At 70.4% G+C, this 22,197-nt stretch carries 18 protein-coding genes; 9 read left to right on the top strand and 9 right to left on the bottom strand.

The window, feature by feature from the left end:
- Window positions 1–12: 12 nt before the first annotated feature.
- Together ACTWPT_RS30150 and ACTWPT_RS30145 are read right to left on the bottom strand one after the other, a co-directional pair.
- On the bottom strand, window positions 13–1,581 hold the full coding sequence (locus tag ACTWPT_RS30150; protein ID WP_443180858.1) for an alkaline phosphatase D family protein: 1,569 nt from the start codon (window positions 1,579–1,581) through the stop codon (window positions 13–15).
- A 94-nt stretch (window positions 1,582–1,675) separates the two neighbouring features.
- On the bottom strand, window positions 1,676–2,413 hold the full coding sequence (locus ACTWPT_RS30145; RefSeq protein WP_443180857.1) for a DeoR/GlpR family DNA-binding transcription regulator: 738 nt from the start codon (window positions 2,411–2,413) through the stop codon (window positions 1,676–1,678).
- Window positions 2,414–2,737: 324 nt separating this feature from the next.
- On the opposite strand from ACTWPT_RS30145, the gene ACTWPT_RS30140 reads away from it, so the two are divergent.
- Genes ACTWPT_RS30140 through ACTWPT_RS30125 form a run of 4 tightly spaced genes read left to right on the top strand, consistent with a single transcriptional unit; the run spans window position 2,738 to window position 9,277 of the window.
- Entirely contained in the window at window positions 2,738–4,039 is a 1,302-nt protein-coding gene (locus ACTWPT_RS30140; protein WP_443180856.1) for an extracellular solute-binding protein, read from the top strand.
- A 5-nt stretch (window positions 4,040–4,044) separates the two neighbouring features.
- Complete coding sequence (locus ACTWPT_RS30135; protein ID WP_443180855.1) at window positions 4,045–4,953, top strand: carbohydrate ABC transporter permease; 909 nt, start codon at window positions 4,045–4,047, stop codon at window positions 4,951–4,953.
- Window positions 4,950–5,762 (top strand): carbohydrate ABC transporter permease, encoded by an 813-nt coding sequence (locus ACTWPT_RS30130; RefSeq protein WP_443180854.1) that lies wholly within the window; start codon window positions 4,950–4,952, stop codon window positions 5,760–5,762. Before ACTWPT_RS30135 ends, ACTWPT_RS30130 begins: the two co-directional genes overlap by 4 nt.
- On the top strand, window positions 5,759–9,277 hold the full coding sequence (locus ACTWPT_RS30125; protein WP_443180853.1) for a hypothetical protein: 3,519 nt from the start codon (window positions 5,759–5,761) through the stop codon (window positions 9,275–9,277). Before ACTWPT_RS30130 ends, ACTWPT_RS30125 begins: the two co-directional genes overlap by 4 nt.
- On the opposite strand, the gene ACTWPT_RS30120 is transcribed toward ACTWPT_RS30125, so the two are convergent.
- The 3 genes from ACTWPT_RS30120 to ACTWPT_RS30110 form a co-directional block, all read right to left on the bottom strand.
- Window positions 9,234–9,833 carry a TetR/AcrR family transcriptional regulator gene (locus tag ACTWPT_RS30120; protein WP_443180852.1) on the bottom strand — a complete coding sequence of 200 codons (600 nt, stop codon included), beginning with the start codon at window positions 9,831–9,833 and terminating at the stop codon, window positions 9,234–9,236. The genes ACTWPT_RS30125 and ACTWPT_RS30120 overlap by 44 nt on opposite strands.
- Window positions 9,834–9,890: 57 nt before the next feature.
- Window positions 9,891–10,619: a sulfotransferase family protein gene (locus tag ACTWPT_RS30115; RefSeq protein WP_443180851.1), complete on the bottom strand. Its 729-nt coding sequence runs from the start codon at window positions 10,617–10,619 to the stop codon at window positions 9,891–9,893.
- Window positions 10,620–10,751: 132 nt separating this feature from the next.
- Complete coding sequence (locus tag ACTWPT_RS30110; RefSeq protein WP_443180850.1) at window positions 10,752–11,327, bottom strand: hypothetical protein; 576 nt, start codon at window positions 11,325–11,327, stop codon at window positions 10,752–10,754.
- Window positions 11,328–11,563: 236 nt separating this feature from the next.
- Between ACTWPT_RS30110 and ACTWPT_RS30105 the strand changes: the two genes are divergently transcribed.
- Entirely contained in the window at window positions 11,564–11,860 is a 297-nt protein-coding gene (locus tag ACTWPT_RS30105) for an NmrA family NAD(P)-binding protein (RefSeq protein ID WP_443180849.1), read from the top strand.
- Here the strand turns inward: ACTWPT_RS30105 and katG are convergent, their stop codons facing one another.
- Together katG and ACTWPT_RS30095 are read right to left on the bottom strand one after the other, a co-directional pair.
- On the bottom strand, window positions 11,861–14,092 hold the full coding sequence (katG, locus tag ACTWPT_RS30100; RefSeq protein WP_443180848.1) for a catalase/peroxidase HPI: 2,232 nt from the start codon (window positions 14,090–14,092) through the stop codon (window positions 11,861–11,863).
- A 33-nt stretch (window positions 14,093–14,125) separates the two neighbouring features.
- Entirely contained in the window at window positions 14,126–14,563 is a 438-nt protein-coding gene (locus tag ACTWPT_RS30095; RefSeq protein WP_443180847.1) for a Fur family transcriptional regulator, read from the bottom strand.
- A 368-nt stretch (window positions 14,564–14,931) separates the two neighbouring features.
- On the opposite strand from ACTWPT_RS30095, the gene ACTWPT_RS30090 reads away from it, so the two are divergent.
- Together ACTWPT_RS30090 and ACTWPT_RS30085 are read left to right on the top strand one after the other, a co-directional pair.
- On the top strand, window positions 14,932–17,643 hold the full coding sequence (locus tag ACTWPT_RS30090; RefSeq protein WP_443180846.1) for a SpoIIE family protein phosphatase: 2,712 nt from the start codon (window positions 14,932–14,934) through the stop codon (window positions 17,641–17,643).
- 103 nt (window positions 17,644–17,746) lie between these two features.
- Window positions 17,747–18,421: a hypothetical protein gene (locus ACTWPT_RS30085; RefSeq protein ID WP_443180845.1), complete on the top strand. Its 675-nt coding sequence runs from the start codon at window positions 17,747–17,749 to the stop codon at window positions 18,419–18,421.
- A 134-nt stretch (window positions 18,422–18,555) separates the two neighbouring features.
- Here ACTWPT_RS30085 and ACTWPT_RS30080 read toward each other — a convergent pair whose 3' ends face one another.
- The gene (locus ACTWPT_RS30080; RefSeq protein WP_443180844.1) at window positions 18,556–19,134 is read right to left on the bottom strand and encodes a hypothetical protein; all 579 of its coding nucleotides are present in this window, start codon (window positions 19,132–19,134) and stop codon (window positions 18,556–18,558) included.
- Between the two features lie 189 nt (window positions 19,135–19,323).
- Between ACTWPT_RS30080 and ACTWPT_RS30075 the strand changes: the two genes are divergently transcribed.
- Window positions 19,324–20,703: a sensor histidine kinase gene (locus tag ACTWPT_RS30075; RefSeq protein ID WP_443180843.1), complete on the top strand. Its 1,380-nt coding sequence runs from the start codon at window positions 19,324–19,326 to the stop codon at window positions 20,701–20,703.
- Window positions 20,700–21,302 carry a response regulator transcription factor gene (locus tag ACTWPT_RS30070; protein WP_443180842.1) on the top strand — a complete coding sequence of 201 codons (603 nt, stop codon included), beginning with the start codon at window positions 20,700–20,702 and terminating at the stop codon, window positions 21,300–21,302. Before ACTWPT_RS30075 ends, ACTWPT_RS30070 begins: the two co-directional genes overlap by 4 nt.
- A gap of 3 nt (window positions 21,303–21,305) precedes the next feature.
- Here the strand turns inward: ACTWPT_RS30070 and ACTWPT_RS30065 are convergent, their stop codons facing one another.
- Window positions 21,306–22,187 carry an RNA polymerase sigma-70 factor gene (locus tag ACTWPT_RS30065; protein ID WP_443180841.1) on the bottom strand — a complete coding sequence of 294 codons (882 nt, stop codon included), beginning with the start codon at window positions 22,185–22,187 and terminating at the stop codon, window positions 21,306–21,308.
- Window positions 22,188–22,197 lie beyond the last annotated feature (10 nt).

Raw genomic sequence — 22,197 nt, 5'->3', positions numbered from 1 at the left:
CGTTCCTTCCTGTCAGAGCGCGTGCAGCCCGGGAACGCCGTCGAGCGTCACGAGGCTGGCCCTGGTGGAGACCGGCGCGCCCGGTCGGTCGACGTAGGGGACGACCTTGAAGTCGGCCTGCCATTGGCTCCTGGTGACCTGGCAGGACACGTAGCCGCGCTGATAGCTGGAGAAACGCAGATGCGGGTTGACGGCGTCGCGGCCGCCGGGCGGCAGGCCGGCGGCGGCGTTGCCGTTGCCGCCACTGCTGACGGAGGTGCCGACGAACTCCACGCCGACCGTGGCCGAGGCCGGATCGTCGAAGTTCGTCTTGAGCTCGCCCGCCAGGTTGTAGTGGATGTCTCCGGTGAGCACGACGGGGTTGCTGACCCGGCGCTCGACCATGCCGGTCAGCACGCGGTCCTTGGCGGCCTTGTATCCGTCCCAGAGGTCCATGCTGAGCCGCTGAGCGGGCGAGGCGTCGTAGTCGAGCTGGATCATGGCGATCTGCTGGGCCAGCACGTTCCACTTGGCACGCGAGGCGCCGAGGCCGTCGAGCAGCCATCGCTCCTGCTCGGCGCCGAGCATCTGCCTGGCGGGGTCGAGGCGCTCGGCGCACCCGACCTGCTGCCCGTCGCCGCACACCTGGTCGTCGCGGTACTGGCGGGTGTCGAGCACGTTGAACTCGGCGAGGTCGCCATAGGTGAACCTGCGGTGGATCCGCGCGTCGGGGCCGTGCACGGCAGGCACCCGGATAGGCAGGTTCTCCCAGTAGGCCCGGAAGGCGTTGGCGCGGATGACCAGGTAGTCCTGCTCGCTCACCTCGCCGCCGGGCCCGTACGGACCCGCCCAGTTGTCGAGCACCTCGTGGTCGTCCCAGGTGACGACCCACGGCGCCCGCTGGTGCGCGGCCTGCAGGTCGGGGTCGCTCTTGTAGAGCCCGTACTGGACGCGGAAGCGGTCGAGGGTGTCGCACTGCACCCGGAACTGCTCGGGCACCGGCGTCTGCCGCAGTCCGCCGGAGGGCACGATGCCGTACTCGTAGATGTAGTCGCCCAGGTGGAAGACCACATCGGGATCCTCTTCCGCGAGATGCCGGTAGGCGGTGTAGTAGCCGTCCTGCCACAGGGCGCAGGAGGCGAAGGCCAGCTTCATGCTCTCGGGGCTGCTGCCCGGCGCCGGCGCCGTCCTGGTCCTGCCGACCGGGCTGATCTGGCCGCCGGTGCGGAAGCGGTAGAAGTACTCGCGGCCGGGACGCAGGCCCTTGGCGTCCACGTGAACCGAGTGGCCGTATTCGGGGGTGGCCCAGACGGAGCCGTGCCGGGCGCGCCGGGTGAACGCCTCGTCCTCCGCGATCTCCCAGTCGACCGCGATCTTGTTGTACGGCATGCCGCCGAGGGGTTCGAGCGGCTTGACGGCCAGGCGGGTCCACAGCATCACCCGGTCCGGCAGCGGGTCTCCGGACGCGACGCCGAGCTGGAACGGGTAGTCGCCTTTGACGGTTGCCTGCGCCGTCCAGGGATCGGCCAGGTGGGCGGTGAAGGCGAGGGCTAAGGCGGAGCCGCCGAGTCCGAGGAAGGAACGGCGGGCGACGTCGTGCATACTGCTTCCTCACGTGGGGGGCGAAAGCCCTCACTTTGTAGCAAGCAGCACAAGTTCCTAACAAGACTCAAGTTACAAATATCAAGCCGATGTGTTACATCTGTGCCACTTCGACGTGCCGGTGACGGTCACGAAGCCGCTGCAGCATCTCGGCGGGGGCGTTGGAGTCGACCACGATGACGTCGAAATCGTCGAGGGGCGCGACCCGGTGCAGGGCCACCCGCGCCAGTTTGGAGCCGTCGACGGCCAGGATGCGGCGCGTGCCCGAGCGCAGCATCGCCCGCTTGACCAGGACGATCTCCTGCTCCTGATGGAAGGCGTACTGGTCGGAGATCGCCGAGGTGGAGACCACGACCACGTCGGTGCTCACCGCCTCGGCCGCATCCACGCAGCCGAGGCCGAGGAAGGAGTCGTGGGTGGCGTGGTACTCGCCGCCGAGCGCGATGAGCCGGATGTCGGGAGTGCCGGCGAGCAGCCTGATCGCCTCCAGGAAGTTGGTCACCACGGTCAGGGGCGCCATCTCGCTCAGCCGCCTCGCGACGGCCAGCGCCGTGGTGGAGTCGTCCAGCATGACGGAGCTGCCCGGCTCGATCATGCCCGCCACCACCTGCGCGATCGCGTCCTTCGCCGCGGTGTGCGCCTGGAGGCGGTAGGCGATGTTGCTCTCCCAGATGTTGGAGGCCTGAGCGGTGGCACCGCCACGGACCTTGCGCACCATGCCCTGGCGCTCCAGCTCGTCGAGGTCGCGGTGGACGGTCATCACACTCACGGCGAAGCCCTCCGCGAGCTCCGTCACCGTCGCCGAGCCCTGTCGCACGATCAGCTCCGCCATGTCCCGCCAACGCGCGGACCTGCTTGAGGTGTGCTGCCGCGAATTCACCTGAGCTCCCACCCTCGCTTGGACGGTCGCGAATCCTACCCTTGACACTCCGCTTGGGCGACTCATACTCTCCCCCCATCCATCGATTTAACAGAACTTGTTGTTAATTTAACAATCAGTCGCCTGGCGTGCTCGGAACGCTTTCGCATGACCGTCATTAAAACGTTCGCATCGGCCTGGGCAGGTGGGAGGGCCGCCGCCGTCCGCCTGCCTGGCGGGCAGACCCGCCGGGCGCCTCGGGGGACCGCTTCTTCCGCACGACCGAGGAGTCATGACATGACCGACCTGCGCGACGCCCGCGTGAGCCGCGGCCAGTTCTTCCGCATGATGGGCGGCCTGGCGGTCGCGGCGGCCGCCACCGCGTGCTCCACCAAGCCGGAGACCACCGCCACGACCGGCGGCGGGCCCGCGGCGACGGAGCTGAAGTTCATCGGCGTGGCCGACCAGAAGGCCCCCATGGACGAGCTGCTGGCCGCCTACCAGAAGGTCAAGCCCACGGTGCGGGTCACCGCCTCCTACGCCCCCACCGACCAGGTGCAGACCTCCGTGCGCACCCAGCTCGGCGCGGGCAACGCACCCGATTTGCACGTGGTCTACCCGGGCAACGGCAGCGCGATGTCGATGTCCCAGATCGCCGAGGCCGGGCTGCTGGCGGACCTGTCCGCCCAGCCGTGGACCCAGACGATCCCCGCCGGGTTCAAACCGGCCTTCCAGCTCGACGGCAAGACCTACATCTACTCCGCCGGGTCGTCGGTGATCGGCGCGATCTACAACAAGAAGGTCTTCGAGCAGGCGGGCGTGGACGCCCCACCGACGACCTGGACCGAGTTCCTGGCGGTCTGCGACAAGCTGAAGAAGTCGGGCGTCGCGCCGATCGCGCTCGGCGCGCAGACGCCGTGGGTCACCCAGCTCATCACGTACGCGCTGGTGCCCTCGACGGTCTACGCCAAGGACCCCACGTTCGACGACAAGCAGCTGGCCGGGCAGACCACCTTCGCCCAGTCGGGCTGGCGCCAGGCCATGGAGATGTACCTGGAGTTGCAGAAGCGCGGCTTCTTCAACGACAAGCCGAACGGCACCACGTTCGAACAGCAGATCTCCATGGTGGCCACCGGCAAGGCGGGCATGGCCATCCAGGTCTCGGCGGTGCTGCCCGACTTCCGCAAGGCCGCCTCCACGCCCGATGACCTGTCGATGTTCCCGGTCCCGGGGGCCGACGACGCCGCCTCGGTATGGATCCCGGCCGGCGTCGTCGTCGGGCTCGGCGCCGCCGCCAAGGGCAAGAACGTCGAGGAGGCGAAGGCGTTCATCGACTTCCTCGGCAAGCAGGAGAACATCAACGCCTGGGCCAAGGCGATCTCCGCGATCCCGCTCACTCAGGACGCCTCGTCCACGATCGATCCGGCCGTGGAGTCGTTCCTGCCGTTCACCAAGGACAGAGCGGTGCCGTTCATGGACCAGCGCTGGCCCAACGCCGAGGTGCAGCCGGTCCACTTCGCGGTCGTCCAGGAGCTGCTCGCGGGCAAGTCCACGGTCGACGAGGCGCTGAAGAAGATGGACGAGGCCTACCAGAAGTGACCCTTGTGACCGCGACCAAGCCGGCCCGCACCCGCCCGGCCGCGGCCGGGCGGCGCTCCCGCCTCACCTCGCCGTCGTGGCTCTTCGCCGCGCCCGCTCTCGTCGTCTACGCGCTGGTGGTGCTCTACCCCTCGGCCGGCGGCGTCGTGTACGCCTTCACCGACTGGAGCGGGATCGGCGAGGACATGTCCTTCGTCGGGCTCGCCAACTTCGGCACGCTACTCGGCGACGAGCAGGCCATGGGCTCGATCGGCAACACGCTGCTGCTCACCGTGGCCATCGTGATCGTCCAGAACGGCGTGGGGCTGCTGCTGGCCCTCGGCGTGCACGCGAAGCTGAAGAGCCGGGCGCTGCTGCGGGTGATCTTCTTCGCCCCTGTGGTCGTCAGCCCCGTGATGGTGGCCTTCCTCTGGAAGTACGTCTACAACCCCGACCCGTCGGCCGGCCTCAACGGGCTGCTCGGCCTGGAGGTCGACTGGCTCGGCGACCCGTCGGTGGCGCTGTGGTCGATCGCGGGCATGGTCGTGTGGCAGTACGCCGGCTACTCCATGGTCATCTTCCTGGCCGGGCTGGAGGGCGTGCCCAAGGAGCTGCACGAGGCGGCGATGATCGACGGCGCCGGCACCTTCCAGCGCTTCCGCTACGTCACCTGGCCGCTGCTCGCCCCCGCCGTGACGATCAACCTGATGCTCTCCACGATCGGCGGGCTCAAGCTGTTCGACCAGGTCTTCGCGGCCACGAACGGCGGCCCGGGCTACGCCACCGAGACGCTGTCCACGGTGCTGTACAAGCAGGCGTTCGTGTTCGGCAAGTTCGGCTACAGCACCGCGATCGCCCTGGTGCTGGGCCTGTTCGTGGCGGCCGTCTCACTGGTGCAGGTCTACCACCTGCGGCGCCGGGAGGTGACCGTATGAGAAGGACGTTCCTGCTGGAGATCGTGATGATCGCGGCGGCGGTGGCGTTCCTCTTCCCCGTCTACAGCCTGATCTCGTTGTCACTGAAGGACGCCGCGCAGATCTCGCAGTCGCCGCTGGCCCTGCCCAGCCCGCCCACGCTGGACAATTTCGGCAAGGCCTGGACGGCGGCGGCGCTCGGCCCGTCCCTGGTGAACAGCACGGTGATCACCGTGGTCAGCCTCATCGCGCTGATCGCGCTCGGCTCGTTCGCCGCCTACTTCCTGGCCCGGGTGCAGACCCGGCTCGGCTACGGCCTGTACATCCTGTTCCTGCTCGGCATCGTGCTGCCCTTCCAGCTCGGCATGATCCCGCTCTACCAGCTGGTCACCGACCTCGGGCTGATCGGCACGCACGCCGGGATGATCCTCTTCTACACCGGCATCCAGCTCCCCTTCACCGTCTTCCTCTACACCGGCTTCATCCGCGCGCTGCCCCACGAGTACGCCAGCGCCGCCCAGATCGACGGCGCCTCGCACCTGACGGCGTTCACCCGGGTGGTCTTCCCGCTGTTGCGGCCGATCACCGGCACCGTGCTGATCCTCAACGCGGTGTTCATCTGGAACGACTTCTTCACCCCGCTGCTGTACCTCGGCGGCTCCGGTTTCGAGACGGTCCCGGTCAGCGTCTTCGCCTTCGTCGGCCAGTACGTCTCCGACCACGGCCTGGTCTTCGCCGGGCTCGTGCTGGGCGCGCTGCCCATCGTGGTGGTGTTCCTGGCGCTGCAGCGCTACGTCATCAAGGGCTTCTCGAGCGGCCTCAAGGGATGAACATCCACGACGTGCTGCGCGAGCCGCCCGCCACCCACTCGCCTGCGGCCATCTGGTGGTGGAGCGGCGAGCCGCTGCGCCGCGACCGGCTGCGATGGCAGATGGAGCGCCTGGTCGAAGGGGGCGTGCGCAATCTCGTCATCCTCAACCTCGCGCCGTCGGGGCCGCTGTTCGGCTCGGACGCCGACGACCCGCCGTTCCTGTCCGAGGCGTGGTGGGAACTGCTGGACGGGGTCTGCGGCGACGCCTTCGAGCTGGGCGCCTTCCTGTGGTTCTACGACCAGCTCGGCTTCTCCGGGGCCGGCCTGCAGGCCCGCCTCGTCCAGGAGCGTCCGGAGTTCGCCGGGCAATGGCTGGAGGCCGACGGGTCGGTCTCCAGCCGCGGCTTCGACTACCTGTCCCCCGACGCGTGCGCCGTGCTGCTCGACCGGGTGCACGGGGAGTTCGAGCGCCGCCTCGGGCACTGGTTCGGCCGGGTGATCGCGGGGTCGTTCCAGGACGAGCTGCCGACCCTGCCCACGTGGTCGGCCACGTTCGCCGAGGAGTACGCGGCCCGGCGCGGCAGGCCGTTCTCGTTCGGCGACCCCGACTGGGAGGCGTACCAGCTCACCCGGGCCGAGCTGGCCGAGGAGGCGTTCTTCCGGCCTCTGGCCGGCTGGCACCGGCGCCACGGCCTGCTCAACGGCTGCGACCAGCAGGATCCGGCCCGGGCCGGCCATCCCGTCGACGGGGTCCGGCTCTACGCCGACTATGCGCGGACCCACCGCTGGTTCAGCGCGCCCGGCTCCGACCACCACGGTGACGCGCGCCTGCACTCCTCCCTCGCCCACCTCTACGGCAGGCCGCGCACCTGGATCGAGGCGTTCCACTCCAGCGGGTGGGGCGGCACTCTTGAGGAGACCTTCGACTGGCTGCTGCCCTGGTTGCGGGCGGGCGCCACCCTCTACAACCCGCATGCCGTCTACTACACCACCAGGCGCGGCTGGTGGGAGTGGGCGCCGCCGTCCACCGACTGGCGCCAGCCGTACTGGAGGCACCACCGGGTCTTCGCCGACGCGGTCACCCGCCTGTGCGCCGCCTTGTCCCTGGGGCGGCACGCCTGCGACGTCGCCGTCCTGCTGCCCGCGACGACCGCGCGGGCGGGCACGCCCGCGGACGGGCCCGCCGAGCCGGACGGCGAGGCGGCGCGGGCACAGCGCGTCTACCGGGAGATCGTGGGCGACATGGCCTGGTTCGCGGCCGTACCCGGCGCCCTTGACCGGCTCTGTCTCGACGCCGACGTGATCGACGACGACTCGGTGCGGCGCGCGAGCGTGGCGGACGGGCGGCTGGCCGTCTCCACCGAGGCCTACCGGGCCGTCGTCCTGCCCGCCGTCACGGCCATCGACGAGGACGTCGCCGCCCGGCTCGACGAGTTCGCCGCCGGCGGCGGGCTGCTGGTCGCCGTGGCCGCGCTGCCGGACTCACCGCGGCTGCGCGCCCGCTTCGCGGCCGGCGGCGCGGTGTTCGCACCGTCGAGCGAGCACCTGGGGCAGGCGCTGGCCGGGCTCGACCGGCGGGTGGAGGCGCCGGTCCCGCCGCTGGTACGCGAGATCGGCGACACCACTGTGGTGTTCCTGCCGGCCGCGTTCCCCATGGCGAGCAGGATCGGCGTCGGCCGGCCCGAGGAACGCGGCGTCGACCTGGGCTGGCTGGACGCCGCCATCGACTTCGACCCCGGCAGGTACGCACGGGAGATGCGGATCAAGGTGCGGGGCGTCTCGGGGACGCCGCTGCTGGCGGACCTCTTCGGCGGCGGCGAGCCGAGAGCGCTGCCGTACCGGGCGGACGGCGACGCGGTGGAGGTCATCGTGCCGTTCGACGACGGACCGGCCGCACTGCTGATCTTCGACGGCACCGAGGCCGCGCCCGCGCCGCCGCCTCCCGCCTACCGGCAGGAGCTCGATCTCGGCGAGGAGTGGGACGTCTACCTCGTGCCCACCCTCGACGACACCTGGTCGGACTTCGGCATTACGAGCGCCACCGTCGAACGCTGGACGCTGCGCACACCCGGCGGCGAGCACGTGCACGCCACCTTCGGCCCGCGGGGCGAGCAGCGGATCGGGGACGGCCCGTGGACGCCCTCGGTGTGGTCGGAGTCGCGCGGGCTGCGCAAGGACCCGGTCCACCGCGACACGCTGGGGCCGAAGGGCCACGTGCCGGCCGAGTTCCTCGCCTTCGGCCGCGTGCGGGCGGGTGAGCAGGCCCGCTTCCGCAGCCTGCTCACCGTGCCCCCCGGTGGCGGGTGGCTCGCGGTGGGTGCGGGCGCTGCCAAGACCGTCTGGCTGGACGGCGCGGAGCAGCCACTCGACGACGCCGGATACGCCGCCGTCTCACGCTCGCCCCTGGCGCCCGGCGAGCATGTGCTCGAGCTGCTCCTCGTCCCGGACGAGGAACTCGACCTGCGGGCCTACGCGTGCCTTGTCGCCGATCCCGCCGACGCCGCCCGGCCGGAGTGGATCGGCGGGCCGCGGCTGGAGACGACCGTGCGCCTTGGGGCGCCGCCGTACGAGGTGCTGCAGGTGGCCTCGACGGCGCCCTGCCGCGTACTGGTCAACGGCGAGGAGGCGGGCAGGCAGGGCGGCTTCGACCCTTACGCGGACGCCGGCATCCCGCGGGTGCGCCGCTACGACGTCGCCGGCCTGCTCCGGCGGGGCGACAACACGATCCAGGTGGTGTCGGACGGCTGGGTGCTGGTGGATGGGCTGGTGGTCTCGGGTCCCCACTGGCCGTCGCGCCCGCGGGTACGGCGCCGCCAGCACGGCGACCCCGCCGCGCTGTACCTGCGTCCCCGGCCGCACCCACTGCCGGCGGCCGGCTGGCTCGACGGGCACCCTGCCGCGCTGCCTGCCACCTTCGCCGTGCCGGGCGCCCGGCCGGGAACCGAGCGCTTCCTGCTGGATCCGCCGCCCGGAGTGACCGGGATCGAGGTGGACGCGGCATCCGGCGCCGCGGTCCGGATCGCCGGCGGCACCGAGCTGGAGGTGACGAGGGCGCCCGGCGCGCAGTCGGGCGCGGCGCTCGCCGGTCCGGTGCGCTTCACCTGCGGTCCTGGCCGGATGCGGCTCGGGGACTGGGAGAAACGCGGGCTGGCCGGCTACAGCGGCGGCGTCCGCTACCGCACCACGTTCGCTGCCGCGGCCGGGCCAGGACTCCTCGATCTCGGCAGGGTCCGCGGCACGGCGGAGGTGACGGTGAACGGACGGCCGTGCGGCATCCGGGTGTGCTCGCCTTACACCTTCGACGTCGGCCTGGAAGACGGGGACAACACCATCGAGATCCTCATTCTCGGCACTCTCGGCCCATACCTGGACGAGGTCAGCCCGACGCACTTCGTCTTCCCCGGCCAGCGCGTCAGCGGCCTGTTCGGACCCGTACGCCTGCGGTGGCCAACGGGCGATCCGGCCGGACACCCGGCGCCACCGCAGACAGTCAGGCGTTCGGGTTTTCCGGCGGTGCGAGAAGGGCGCGGATGAGCGGTGTGGCCAGGCGGAGGATGTCGTCCAGGGGAGCGCCGGCCAGGTCTGGAGTGCGCAGGATGTAGCGGTGGGTGGTGATGCCGAACATGATCGCCCCGGCCAGCGCCGCCCGCAGCCGCGGGTCCGGCCCCTCCAGCCGCTGGGCGATCCGGTCGATGGCCTCGCTGGTGACGTGCCTACGTAGCAGCTCGGCGGCCTCCTCACTGGTCAAGCTCGTGCGCAGGAGCACGGCCATCGGGCTGTCGGGGTCGGCGGCCCAGCGCTGGAGCATGGCACGCAGGTAGTTTTCCGCCGAGGCGGCCGGGTCGCCCCGCACGGTGAGCGCGTCCACCTCCATGTCGAAGGCGACGGCCTCGCGGAAGAGCTGCTGCTTGGTGCCGAAGTACTGGATCACGGAGGACTTGTCCACCTGCGCCTCGGCGGCGATGGCCCGGATGGTGGCGCGGTCGTAGCCCACTCTCCCGAACACCCGCCGCGCCGCTTCCAGGATGCGGCGGCGGGTGCGCTCGCCCTTGCGCTCCCCGCCCTCGGCCTGCTCGGCGGCACTGGTCACTGATGGTCACCTCTCCCGTGCAGGCCGATGCTACCGGGCGTGCCCGGCCCCGGCCCGTCAGCGGCTGGTGTCGCCGAACGGGAACGCCGACATGTCGCCCTCGCTCATCCGCTCGAACGCCTGCCGCATCGACTCGGCGTCGTTCAGATGCGGGAACGGCTCCCCGGCCGGGACGTCCACGCCGAGGAAGGCGCACAGCGGCTCCCATCCCTCCCGCACATCGAACACCAGCAGCCGCTGCTCAGGAACGCCCTCCTTCACCGCCGCCACGTGCCGCTCGAACACCGCCACGGCCGCCTCCTCGTCCACCATGTCTCCCCCGAAGTGCCAGTCGGACCCGAAGTAGGCCTGGCCGATCTGGTCCATCGCCGGCCGCATCCGCTCCATGGACGCGAACACCTGGCGGACGAACTCGGGCAGGTCGGCCAGATCTGCGGACGGGTCCGGGCGGTTCTCGCCGGACAAGAGCATCCGCACGCTCGGGTACCACTTGTGCGGATCGCGTACGGTGAGCACGACCTTCGCCTCGGGGAAGGCATCGGCCAGTTCCCGCCAGTAGTGGCTGGCGGGCCAGTCCTGTGCCGCCTGATAGCCCGCGAGCACCCGCTCCCAGTCCTCGCGCGTCTTCACCTCGCCGGCGACCACCGACAGCCACCGGTCGACGTGGTCGGGGTGGGTCATCACCTCGGCCATGTGGTAGCAGGGGGCGAAGCCCAGCCGTTCCAGCGCGGCCTTCATCGAGGTGGTGCCGGTGCGCGGAAGGCCCGCGCCGATGACCTTGAACATGTCGACATCCCCTGTCATTTCCGCTGACATGTCGCCTTCAGGCTAGGAGGACTGGGGGCAAATCTCAACACTTGTTTATTTCTTCCCCAGAGACCGCCCGCGAACTGCGGCGCCCTGCCCCGCGATCACTTCCTACTCGCACACCCCAGGCAGGTCACACACCTTTGTCGCCATCTTCTTCGCCTGGCGGACGATCTTCTTGCCCGATGACGCCGGGCCGCCGGCGTCGAAGTAGAGGAACAGGGCGGCGCCCCGGCGGGCGACGACTCCCAGCTCGCCGAGCTCACGCTTTCCCTTGGGGTAGACGTAGTAGCCCGCGACGGACAGGGCCTCGTCTGCGATGCGCAACGGCTTGCCGACGTAGCCGAACATGGGGTCGGTCTTGCGCTTTGATATGGGCTTCTTCGGGCACTTGGCCAGGTCCGCCCGGAGCTTGCGGAAGGCAGCCTGCGCGGACGTGGTGTCCGGGTAGAGCACGAGCTGTTCGCTGCTGCCGGAGGGGGCGCTGCTCGAGTACGAGATGGTGCGCATCGCGACCCGGCCGTCGCGGGGTGTTGCCCTTCTGTTGCAGGGGTTGAGTTCAAGCTGCCGGGACAGCCTGTTGCTGATCTCCCACCACTCCTCCCCCTCCATGATCGGTCCCGCGGTCGCCGCGGCCTCGGTCAGCAGGAATCCCTTGGGGATCTCAGGGGTGTCCGCATGGGCCACGCCGGCTCCTCCCAGAACCGAGCCGGCCACCAACGTCATCGCCATTACTTGCTTGATCACATGCCATGAGACACGCAATCCTCGCGAAAAGTTCGCGGCGGCTTGGGGTTCCTCAGCCCGCAACCCGCATGCGCGGCACGTGATGCGGACGTGCATGAGGCGTCAATGCCGCGGCGCTTTCATCGGGGTGTGACCGGAAGGACCGGTCGCAAGCACATAAGAGGAGCTTGGTCCCGATGACCGACAAGAAGATCATTGCTGTCGTGGGCGCCACCGGCCGGCAGGGTGGCGGCCTGGTCCGCGCCATTCTCGACGACCAGTCGGGCGGGTTCGCGGTGCGCGCGCTGGTCCGGCGCACCGCCGGCATGCCCCACGTGCTGCGGGCGATCGGCACGCGACTCGCCTCGCGGCCCGGCTGGACCATGGCCGAGGCCAGGCGGCGGCCTCGGCGCTGCTGGGCCTGCCGCACGGGGACACGGCTGTCGCTGACCGGACGTCCAGGCCGGCCGGTGCGGCCGGCCTGGACGTCATGATCAGACGAGGTCGAACCGGTCGAGGTTCATGACCTTGTCCCACGCCGCGACGAAGTCGTTCACGAACTTCTCCTTCGCGTCATCGCTCGCGTATACCTCCGCGAGCGCGCGCAGCTCGGAGTTCGAGCCGAAGACGAGGTCGGCGCGGCTGCCGGTCCACTTGACCTCGCCCGTGTCGGCGTCGCGACCCTCGAACCTGTTCTGGTCCTCGGACGTCGCCTTCCACGTCGTGCCCAGGTCGAGCAGATTGACGAAGAAGTCGTTCGTCAGGGACCCGGGGGTCGTGGTGAAGACGCCGAGCGGCGACTGCTGGTAGTTCGCGCCCAGGACGCGCAGGCCGCCGATGAGGACCGTCAGCTCGGGGGCGCTCAGGGTCAGCAGATTGGCCCGGTCGAGCAGCAGGTATTCGGCCGGCAGCCGGTTGCCCTTCCCGAGGTAGTTGCGGAACCCGTCGGCGGTCGGCTCGAGCGGGGCGAACGACTCCACGTCGGTCTGCTCCTGCGACGCGTCCACGCGGCCCGGCGTAAAGGGCACCTGGACGTCGAAGCCGGCGTTCTTGGCGGCCTGCTCGACGCCCGCGGCACCGGCGAGCACGATCACGTCGGCGAGCGAGACCTGCTTGCCGCCGGTCTGGGCGCCGTTGAAGGCCTTCTGGATCCCCTCCAGGGTGCCGAGCACCGTCGCCAGCCGGTCGGGGTCGTTGACCTCCCACCCGCTCTGCGGCTGGAGGCGGATGCGCGCACCGTTGGCGCCGCCGCGCTTGTCGCTGCCGCGGAAGGACGAGGCCGACGCCCACGCGGTGGACACGAGCTCGGACACCGACAGGCCCGAGGCGAGGATCTGGCCCTTGAGGGAGGCGATGTCCTCAGCGTCGATGAGCTCGTGCGTCACCGCGGGCAGGGGGTCCTGCCACAGCAGCGTCTCGGCCGGGACCTCCGGGCCGAGGTAGCGCACGATCGGGCCCATGTCACGGTGGGTCAGCTTGAACCAGGCCCGGGCGAAGGCGTCCGCGAGCTCGTCGGGGTGCTCGAGCCAGCGCCGCGTGATCTGCTCGTAGACCGGGTCGAACCGGAGCGACAGGTCGGTCGTCAGCATCGTCGGGGCCTGGCGCTTCGACGGGTCGTGGGCGTCGGGGACGGTGCCCGCCCCGGCGCCGTCCTTCGGCCGCCACTGGTACGCGCCGGCAGGGCTCTTGAACAGCTCCCACTCGTAGCCGTACAGGATCTCGAGGAAGCTGTTGTCCCACGTCGTCGGGGTGTTCGTCCAGATGCCCTCGAGACCGCTGGTGATCGCGTCGGCGCCCTTGCCGGTGCCGAAGGTGTTCCTCCAGCCGAGGCCCTGCTCCTCGAGCGGCGCGGCCTCGGGGTCGGGGCCGACGTGCTCCGACGGGCCCGCACCGTGGGTCTTGCCGAAGGTGTGACCGCCCACGATCAGGGCGGCCGTCTCCTCGTCGTTCATCGCCATCCGGTGGAACGTCTCACGGATGTCGCGGGCCGCGGCGAGCGGGTCCGGGTTGCCGTTCGGGCCCTCCGGGTTGACGTAGATGAGGCCCATCTGGACCGCGCCGAGCGGCTTCTCGAGCTCCCGGTCGCCGGTGTAGCGCTCGTCGCCGAGCCAGGTCGTCTCGGGACCCCAGTAGACGTCCTCGTCGGGCTCCCAGACGTCCGCACGACCGCCGCCGAAGCCGAAGGTCTTGAAGCCCATCGACTCCAGGGCGACGTTGCCGGCGAGGATCATGAGGTCGGCCCACGAGAGCTTCTGGCCGTACTTCTTCTTGACCGGCCACAACAGGCGGCGGGCCTTGTCGAGGTTCCCGTTGTCCGGCCAGCTGTTGAGGGGCGCGAAGCGCTGCTGGCCGGCGCCGCCGCCGCCGCGACCGTCGCTGATCCGGTAGGTGCCCGCGCTGTGCCAGGCCATCCGGATGATGAACGGGCCATAGTGGCCGAAGTCCGCCGGCCACCAGTCCTGCGAGGTCGTCAGCACCTCGGCGATGTCCTGCTTCACGGCCGGGAGGTCGAGGGTCTTGAACGCCTCGGCGTAGTCGAACTCCTCACCGAGGGGGTTGGCCACCGCGGGATTCTTGGCGAGGATCTTCAGGTTGAGCCGCTCCGGCCACCACTGGCGGTTTCCGCCGCCCTGAGTCGGGTGCGGGGCGCGCGTGTGCGCGACCGGGCAGCCGCCTTCGCCCTCAGTCTTCGCGTCTGTGACGATTGCATCAGGGTTCTCAGCCATTGGGAATCCTTCCGGACTATGGGTTATCGGTGCTCAAGAGTTGCGGGCGCTGGAACAGTTGGGGCACAGGCCCCAGTAGATGACCTCGGCCTCGTCGATCACGAAGCCTTGGTCGTTGGACGCGGTCAGGCAGGGCGCCTCGCCGACCGCGCAGTCGACGTCGGCGACGACACCGCACGACCGGCACACGACGTGGTGGTGGTTGTCGCCGACGCGTCCCTCGAACCGGGCCGGGCTGCCGGACGGTTCGATGCGGCGTAGGAGTCCCGCCGCAGTGAGCGCGTGGAGAGCCTCATACACGGCTTGAAGGGAGACATGGCCTACGCGATCGCGCACCCCGGAGGCGATCGCCTCGACGTCGAGGTGGTCACCGTGCCGAACGGTGTCGAGCAGCGCGACTCGGGCGGCCGTCACCCGCAGGCCTGCCCCGCGCAGCTCCTCGGCGGCGGTCGGGGTCTGGGGTGCGGTCATGGGCCAAACCTATCTGCATAAACACGAATAGTTCAAGACAACGAACAGTACAAGTTTAGGAAACGTCAGGCGATGGTTGCCCCACGTGGCGTGACATGCCGCCCGAATGGCGGGCTTGGACGCTGTGAGCGAGCCCGCGGTCGTGGCGTTGATCCGGCGGGCTCAGCGCGGAGTTCGGTGCGCGGTGATGTGGCCGCACGGACCACATCACCGCGCCGCTCTCGTGTTCGAGTTGGGCGAGCGGCTGAACTCCTCGCCTGCGAGTTGAGCGATGGTCCGTGTGCGCTGGGTAGTTATACTTGTTACATATTCCCCCATCTTGACCCTGATGAAGACCCTGGCGACGTGGTGAAGGGCAGGGTAAGGGGATGGGCGACCAGCATGCGCCAGGTCCGCAGTCCACGGAGGCGGACCGGATTTCTGAGGAGCGGAAACGGCTGCTGTCGGTGGTCGGCGACGATCTGTGGGGGATCGAACTCCTCCGGTTCGCGATCCAGCAGGCGGTGGCCGATCTCGCCGGGCTGGGCGGCATGGTGCATCTTGGCCGTCCCGGTCTCGGTGGCGGGCTGCGCCTGGTGGTGACCAGCGGCCTGCCCCCCGCCTTCGCCCAGGAATGGGAGCGTGTCGAGGGGAACGGCCCGCTCGCCCCCGCGCGCGCATTCCGGGACGTTGCCTTCGTGTGGGCGCCTTTGGCGAACGTCGTCCCTAGTATGCGCGAACCTGACGCGACGGTGGGCAGGCCACCGGCCGGCACGGCGATGGCGGCGATCCCGCTGCTCGGCCGGGGCGGGCCGGTCGGCACGATGTCGGTCCTGACGCTCTCCTCGTACGAGCCGTCGGCCGGGCAACGAGCCTTTCTCGAGACGCTGGGCCGATGGGCCGGCGAACACCTGAGCAAGCCTTCCGGACCTCCGCCTGGTTCGATGCTCGCGGAGTGCCAGGAACAGCCCACTGCCTCCCATCTGCAGCAGGATCTGCCGGCGCTCGGCACGTGGGACTGGGACATCCGGACCGGTGACGTCATCTGGAACGACGCGACGCTCACCGTGTTCGGCCTCGATCCTGACACCTTCGATGGGCGGATCGAGACCTGGATGGGCGTCGTCCACCCTGACGATCTGCCGTGGGTGCTGTCCGACATAGACGAGGCGATCCGCCTGGGAAGGATGTACAACTGCGAGTATCGGGTGCGCCGCCCGGACGGGACGGTCGGCTGGGTACGCTCCCGCGGGCGATTGGTCGTCGACGAGAACGGTGAACCGGCACGCATGGTCGGCACCCTGTGGGACGTCACCAGGACACACGAGGCCCTGGAGACGGTGGCAGGACCGCAGACGCACGACTCCGAGCGCGCCGCCGTGGAGCGGGCCGGCCGTATCAGCCAGTTGACCAGGGCGCTGGCCGAGGCCGTCACGGTGCAGGACGTCGCGGACGCCTCCGCCGATCACATCCTGCCGTCATTCGGCGCCTCCGGGCTGATGCTCGCCTTCCGGGAGGGCGACCACCTGCGGCCGGTCGGGTTCACCGGATACTCCAAGGAGTTCATCGACCGGGTCTCCCGGATACCGGCCGGCTCGGGTCTCCCGATCGCGGAGGTTCTGCGTCACCGTAGCCCGCTGTTCATCACCTCGGTCGAGGAGTACATCGAGCGCTACCCGAAGACGGCCGACCTGGCCGCGGCGGGAGGCAAGAAGGCGTGGGCCTTCCTGCCGCTGATCGCCTCGGGACGCCCGGTGGGCAGCTGTGTCCTCTCCTTCGCCGAGCCGCGCCAGTTCACCGGCGAGGAGCGCAACCTGCTCACCGCACTCAGTGGGCTGGTCGCCCAGGCCATGGAGCGCGCCCGCCTGTACGACAGGGAGCACACGCGCGCCAAGGAGCTGCAACGCGGCCTGCTCCCGCGCGAGCTGCCGCAGCTGCCCGCGGTCACCGCCGCGGCCCGCTATCTGCCTGCCGGTAAGGAGATGGAGGTGGGCGGCGACTGGTACGACGTCATCTCGCTGTCGGCGGACCGGGTCGCCATCGTCATCGGCGACGTCATGGGGCACGGCGTGTCGGAGGCGGTCACCATGGGCCGCCTGCGCACCGCCGTCCGTACCCTCGCCGACCTGGAACTGTCTCCCGACGAGCTGCTCTCCCACCTCAACGGCCTGGTCAGCGACCTCGGCGACGACTTCTACGCCACCTGCCTGTACCTGGTCTACGACCCCACCACCCGCGCGTGCGTCCTCACCCGCGCCGGCCATCCCCCGCCCGCCATCGTGCACCCGGACGGCAGCGTGCATTTTCCCGACGCCGATCCGAACTCACCCCTCGGCGCCGCCACCCCGCCCTTCGAAACCGTGGAAATGGAACTGCCCGAAGGCAGTCTGCTGGTGCTGTACACCGACGGCCTGGTCGAATCCTCCGCCCTCGACATCGACCAGGGCATGGCCCATCTCGCCCGGGCCCTCAACAGCGCGATCCGCGAGGCTCTGCCCGGAACGTCGTGCCCGCACCAGGAGCACTCCGCCGCTCCGGATGCGACGGGGCTTCGCTGCGCCAAATGCCTCGAAGCCCTGTGCGACAGGCTCACCCGCACCCTGCTGCCCAGGGCGGAGACCGCCGACGACGCCGCCCTGCTGATCGTCCGCACCCACGCGCTGCCGGGCGACGACATGGCCTCCTGGCCGCTGCCCGAGCACCCCAAAGCCGCGGGCGAGGCCCGCAAACACGTCCGGACCCAGCTCAGCACCTGGGACCTGGACGCCCTCTCGACGACCACCGAACTGCTGGCCAGCGAACTGGTCGGCAACGTCGTCCGCCACGCCAAGGGCCCCATCCAGCTACGGCTGCTCCGTAGCAACGTGCTCACCTGCGAGGTCTCCGACGGCAGCCTCACCACACCCCGCATCCGCCGCGCCGCCGAAACCGACGAAGGAGGACGCGGACTCCAACTGGTGTCCGCCATCGCCCATCGCTGGGGCACCCGCTACACGGCCACCGGCAAATGCATCTGGACCGAACAGCCCTTGAAGGACGCTGCGCCCGCCCTGCTCACCGACCAGAGCGGCCTGGACCTGTCCGACCTGCTCGACGATTAGCGCGGCGCACCGCGGCGCACGTCGGAACTTAAGACCGTTTACGGCAATCTTAGGGGCTTTGATGCACTGTTGTCCCATCGCAGACCTATCGGGAGGACGAAACATGACCCCTGGGCCGGATGGATTCAGCACCGCGGAAACACTGGAGCACGAGCCGCCCAGGCGCCGCTTCCCCCGTTCCTTGCTGCTCGTCGGCACCACCGCGCTCGTCGTGGTCACGGGCGCAGGCGTCGCCGCCGCGGCGGCCCTCTCGCCCTCACCGTCCCCGACGCCCACGGCCACCGGCACCGCCACACCGTCGGCGAGCTCCGGCACGCCGACGGACCAGGCTCCGGGACAGAACCGGGGTTGGGGCCGCAAGATGGGCTTCGGCGGCCACTCCATTCACGGCGAGTTCGTCGTACCCGACGGCACCGGCAAGTACGTGACCGTCGCCACCCAGTACGGCGACGTCACAGCCATCGACCAGGACTCGGTCACGGTCAAGAGCGAGGACGGCTACACCAGGGAGTACGTGGTCAACGGCGACACCCGGATCAACCGCGGCGGCGACGGCATCGACGCGGTGAAGACCGGGCAGAAGGTCATGGTCAGGGCGACGGTGGAGGGCGGCACGGCCACGGCCGTCGCGATCCACGACACGACCCTGCGTGACGGGCAAGGGCGCGATGGGCAGGGCTGGCGCGGCAAGGGCGGCCGCTGGCACGGCGACCACCAGCCCGGCCAGCCGCCGACCTCCTCGCCCTCGCCGAGTTCCTCGCCCACTACGACCTCCTGATCGCTGAGCATCACCCCGTGTCCCGCGCCTGCCTGGGGCGGCGAGGGGACACGGGGTGTCGCCACGGCCCGCACCGCGAGCAGCCCTTGACCGGCCGCCCGCTCTGACGGCTGCGAGACACCTCGCTCGGGCCGTCACACCAGGAAGATCAACTCGAGCCCGATCAGCACGTCCAGCACGCCGCACCACTCGGCGTAGGAGCGGGCCACCACCTTGCCACGTCGCAGGTGCACGAAATCCCAGACGCCGTGCAGCAACCATCCGGCCGCCACCACGTAACGGCCTGCCTCCGGGTCGACGACCAGTCCGGCCAGCGCCAGCGCGCCGAACCCGATCATGCCGATCGCCTGGATCCTGAACTCGCCGGGGCGGCGCAGGTGCCCGTCGATCACGCCCCAGACCAGCACGACCAGCGCCAGGGCGAGCAAGACCGTGGACGGCGCGACCAGATCCAGCAGCCGCGCTCCGACGATGATCACCATGCCCACGCCGAGCAGCGGCCACGACAGCGCGGGCCTGCGCAGCTTGGCGACGACGAGATACAGCAGTGGCAGGGCGGGCAGAGCCTGCGCGAGGCTCTCCACCTCACCGCTCAGGTCGCTGCCGCTGCTCAACGAGAGGAACGTCAGCCCGATGGCGACGGCGCTCGGCCAGCGGTCCTTGAGCATGCCGATCCAGCGACTGGGAGTGGGTGCGGGATTCGCGGCTTGCATGGAAGGCCTCCTTATACGGGGGTGAGGTATGGATGACCTCCAGGCTCGCCGATGCGTACACCCCCTCGGTAGCGCCGAAACCGCACGTCCAGGCGTGCACGTGTCACACGCTCGCGTGACATTTGTCATCAGCGGGTCGGGGCGCGACGGCGGCGGGCCGGCGCGGTGGATTGCTGCGACAATGGCCGCGTGCGTGACCTGCCGGTCGATCCCGGGACGGGGCTGACCAACTTCCGGCGCTACACGTGGTGGAGTCTCTTCGGCGTCACCGCGTTCTTCCTGGTCTGGAGCGTCAGGAGCCGGATCACGGACCCGGCGGTGCCGGTCGTGGCCCGGCTCGCCGCCGTGGGCGCCCTGACGGTCACGGTGTCGGCCATAGCGGTGTCGATCAGCCGCCGCCTCCCGCGTGCCCCGCTCGAGTCGCGCGGCGCAGCCCCATCCGGTCGGCCGCCCGTGCGGTGGCTGGTGGCCGGGGGTGTGGGCGCGGTGGTGCTGGGCGGGATCCTGCTCGCCCTGCGGGACTACGGGCTCTGGTCGTTCGGCCCGGCGATGATGGTCTCGATCGTCGCGATGTTCTTGCCGGCTCGGCGCCGGTGGCTGCTGATCGTCGCGGCGGCGGCGGTCGCGGCGGTCCTCGGCGGAGTTACGGCCGCGGTCTCGGAGCAGGGAGTGGTGTTCGCTGCGGCGTTCCCTGCCGGGTTGGTCCTCTTCACCGGCTGGGTCACGCTCGGAATGTTGTGGGCGTGGGACGTCGCGGAGCGGCTGAACGAGGCCCGCCGGTTGTCGGCGGAGCTGGCGGTCAAGGACGAGCGGCTGCGCTTCGCCGCCGACCTGCACGATATCCAGGGCCACCACCTGCAGGTGATCGCGCTCAAGAGCGAGCTGGCGGCCCGGCTGGCGCTGGCCGACCCGGCTCGGGCGGCCGAGGAGATGACGGAGGTGCGCCGGCTGGCAACGGACGCGCTGCGGGACACCCGGGCCGTCGTCCAGGGCTACCGCCGTGTCACGCTGGAGGAGGAGATCGCGAACGCGACCAGAGTCCTCGCCGCGGCCGGCATCGACGCCCGGATGGAGCTCGACCCGGCCACCGCCTCTGACCTTCTCCCCGCCCTGAGCAGGCATCTGTTGGGCCTGGTGATGCGCGAGGCCACCACCAACGTGCTGCGCCACAGCCGCGCCCGGCACGCCGAGGTCGCCTACCGGATCGCCGGCGGCCTGGCCTGCCTCCAGATCGGCAACGACGGCGCGCCCACCCAGCGCGGCCCCAGTCCGGAAACCAGCCCCGATCCGAGTGCCGGGGCCGATCCGGGTGCCGGGGCCGATCCGGGTGCCGGGGCCGGTGCGCACGCAGGCCCTGGTCTGGGCACCGGCCTCCATACGCTCGCTGAGCGGCTGCGAGGCGCCGGGGGCGAGCTGACCTGGCGGCATGACGGCGACCACTTCGTCGTAGCGGCCGCACTGCCGGTGGAGCCGTTCGGCCGGGGATCCGAGCACGATCGGCGCGCCGCCCCGGCCCAAGACCCGAACGACCCGCTTGCCGCGACGACCCCGGACGCGGAGGCACGATGATCCGGCTGCTGATCGCCGACGACGAGGACCTCATCAGGGGCGCCCTGGCGGCGCTGCTGGAGCTGGAGGAGGACCTTACCGTGGCCGCCGAGGCGGCCACCTCCACCGACGCGGTGCGCCTGGCTCGCGAGCACAAGCCCGACATCGCCGTGCTGGACCTGGAGATGCCGCCGGCCGACGGCCTGCGTGCCGCCGAGGAGATCCGGATGGAGTCCTCTATCAAGATCATCCTGGTCACGCGGCACGCCCGGCCGGGAGTGTTGCGCCGCGCGTTGTCGGCGGGCGTGAGCGGGTTCGTGCCCAAGACCACACCCGCCGCCAGGCTGGCGGAGATCATCCGCGACGTCGCGGCCGGACGACGGTACGTCGATCCGGACATCGCCGCCTCGGCGCTGATCGAGGACGACTGCCCGCTCAGCGACCGGGAGCTGGAGGTGCTGCGGGTGTCACGGACAGGCGCCTCGATCAGGGAGATCGCCGCCCAGGTCCATCTGGCGCCGGGCACGGTACGCAACTACCTGTCGGCGGCCATGGCCAAGCTCGGCGTCAGCTCCCGCCACGCGGCCGCGCACCGGGCCTGGGAGGAAGGCTGGATCTGAGGATCATTCGGCGGTCCCCTCGGGGACGTGGGCGAGCTTGTCGGGATTGCTGACGGTGTAGACGTCGCGGACCAGGGAGCCGTCGGGGTTCAGGTCGACGACCATGACCGCGTACGGGGCGTTCTCCACGAACAGCACCGCACAGGGGTCGCCGTTGACCTGACGGTATTGGACGTCGAGGCCGTCGAGGGGCTGGGCGGCGCTGGCGATGAGCACGCGGGCGACGTTGTCGCGGCCGCGGATGGGACGCGGGCCGGCGGCGTTCGACTTGCCGCCGCCGTCGGACCACAGGGTCACGTCGGGCGCCAGGAGTTCCATCAGGTGCTGGAGGTCGCCGCCGAAGGCGGCGGCCACGAACCGCTCGGTGACCTGCTTCTGGAGGTGCGGGTCGACCTGGGTGCGGGGGCGGCGGGCCTGGACGTGTTCGCGGGCCCGGTGGGCGAGCTGGCGCACGGCGGCGGGCCTGCGATCGATCATGGCGGCGATCTCGGTGTGCGGGTAGGCGAACACCTCGTGCAGGATGAACACCGCCCGCTCCAGCGGCGTCAGCGTTTCCAGCACCACCAGGAGCGCGAGCGAGAGCGTGTCCGCCCGCACCGCGTGGTCGGCGGCGTCAGCCGCGGTGACGAGGGGTTCGGGCAGCCAGGACCCGACGTAGGTCTCGCGGCGCCGGCGCAGGGCCGACTGCTGGGCGAGAGCCTGGTTGACGGCGATGCGCACCAGGTAGGCACGTGGGTGGTCGATGCGATCCTGGTTCGCCGACGACCAGGACAGCCAGGTCTCCTGCAGCACGTCCTCGGTGTCGGCGACGCTGCCCAGCATGTTGTAGACGATGGAGAACAGCAGCTCGCGATGGTCGGCGAACACCTGGGTGGCATCGGGCATCACAGGTCCC

It is taken from the genome of Nonomuraea sp. 3N208 (assembly GCF_052245935.1).
Lineage (GTDB): Bacteria > Actinomycetota > Actinomycetes > Streptosporangiales > Streptosporangiaceae > Nonomuraea.
The sequence above is the reverse complement of the archived record's forward strand: the minus strand, read 5'-3'. Positions and strand labels throughout refer to the sequence as shown.

Coding starts and splice junctions, on each gene's coding strand:
- ACTWPT_RS30150 (WP_443180858.1), bottom strand. CDS start 1,581: ATGCACGACGTCGCCCGCCGTTCCTTCCTCGGACTCGGCGGCTCCGCC.
- ACTWPT_RS30145 (WP_443180857.1), bottom strand. CDS start 2,413: ATGGCGGAGCTGATCGTGCGACAGGGCTCGGCGACGGTGACGGAGCTC.
- ACTWPT_RS30140 (WP_443180856.1), top strand. CDS start 2,738: ATGACCGACCTGCGCGACGCCCGCGTGAGCCGCGGCCAGTTCTTCCGC.
- ACTWPT_RS30130 (WP_443180854.1), top strand. CDS start 4,950: ATGAGAAGGACGTTCCTGCTGGAGATCGTGATGATCGCGGCGGCGGTG.
- ACTWPT_RS30125 (WP_443180853.1), top strand. CDS start 5,759: ATGAACATCCACGACGTGCTGCGCGAGCCGCCCGCCACCCACTCGCCT.
- ACTWPT_RS30115 (WP_443180851.1), bottom strand. CDS start 10,619: ATGTTCAAGGTCATCGGCGCGGGCCTTCCGCGCACCGGCACCACCTCG.
- ACTWPT_RS30105 (WP_443180849.1), top strand. CDS start 11,564: ATGACCGACAAGAAGATCATTGCTGTCGTGGGCGCCACCGGCCGGCAG.
- katG (WP_443180848.1), bottom strand. CDS start 14,092: ATGGCTGAGAACCCTGATGCAATCGTCACAGACGCGAAGACTGAGGGC.
- ACTWPT_RS30095 (WP_443180847.1), bottom strand. CDS start 14,563: ATGACCGCACCCCAGACCCCGACCGCCGCCGAGGAGCTGCGCGGGGCA.
- ACTWPT_RS30090 (WP_443180846.1), top strand. CDS start 14,932: ATGGGCGACCAGCATGCGCCAGGTCCGCAGTCCACGGAGGCGGACCGG.
- ACTWPT_RS30085 (WP_443180845.1), top strand. CDS start 17,747: ATGACCCCTGGGCCGGATGGATTCAGCACCGCGGAAACACTGGAGCAC.
- ACTWPT_RS30080 (WP_443180844.1), bottom strand. CDS start 19,134: ATGCAAGCCGCGAATCCCGCACCCACTCCCAGTCGCTGGATCGGCATG.
- ACTWPT_RS30070 (WP_443180842.1), top strand. CDS start 20,700: ATGATCCGGCTGCTGATCGCCGACGACGAGGACCTCATCAGGGGCGCC.
- ACTWPT_RS30065 (WP_443180841.1), bottom strand. CDS start 22,187: ATGCCCGATGCCACCCAGGTGTTCGCCGACCATCGCGAGCTGCTGTTC.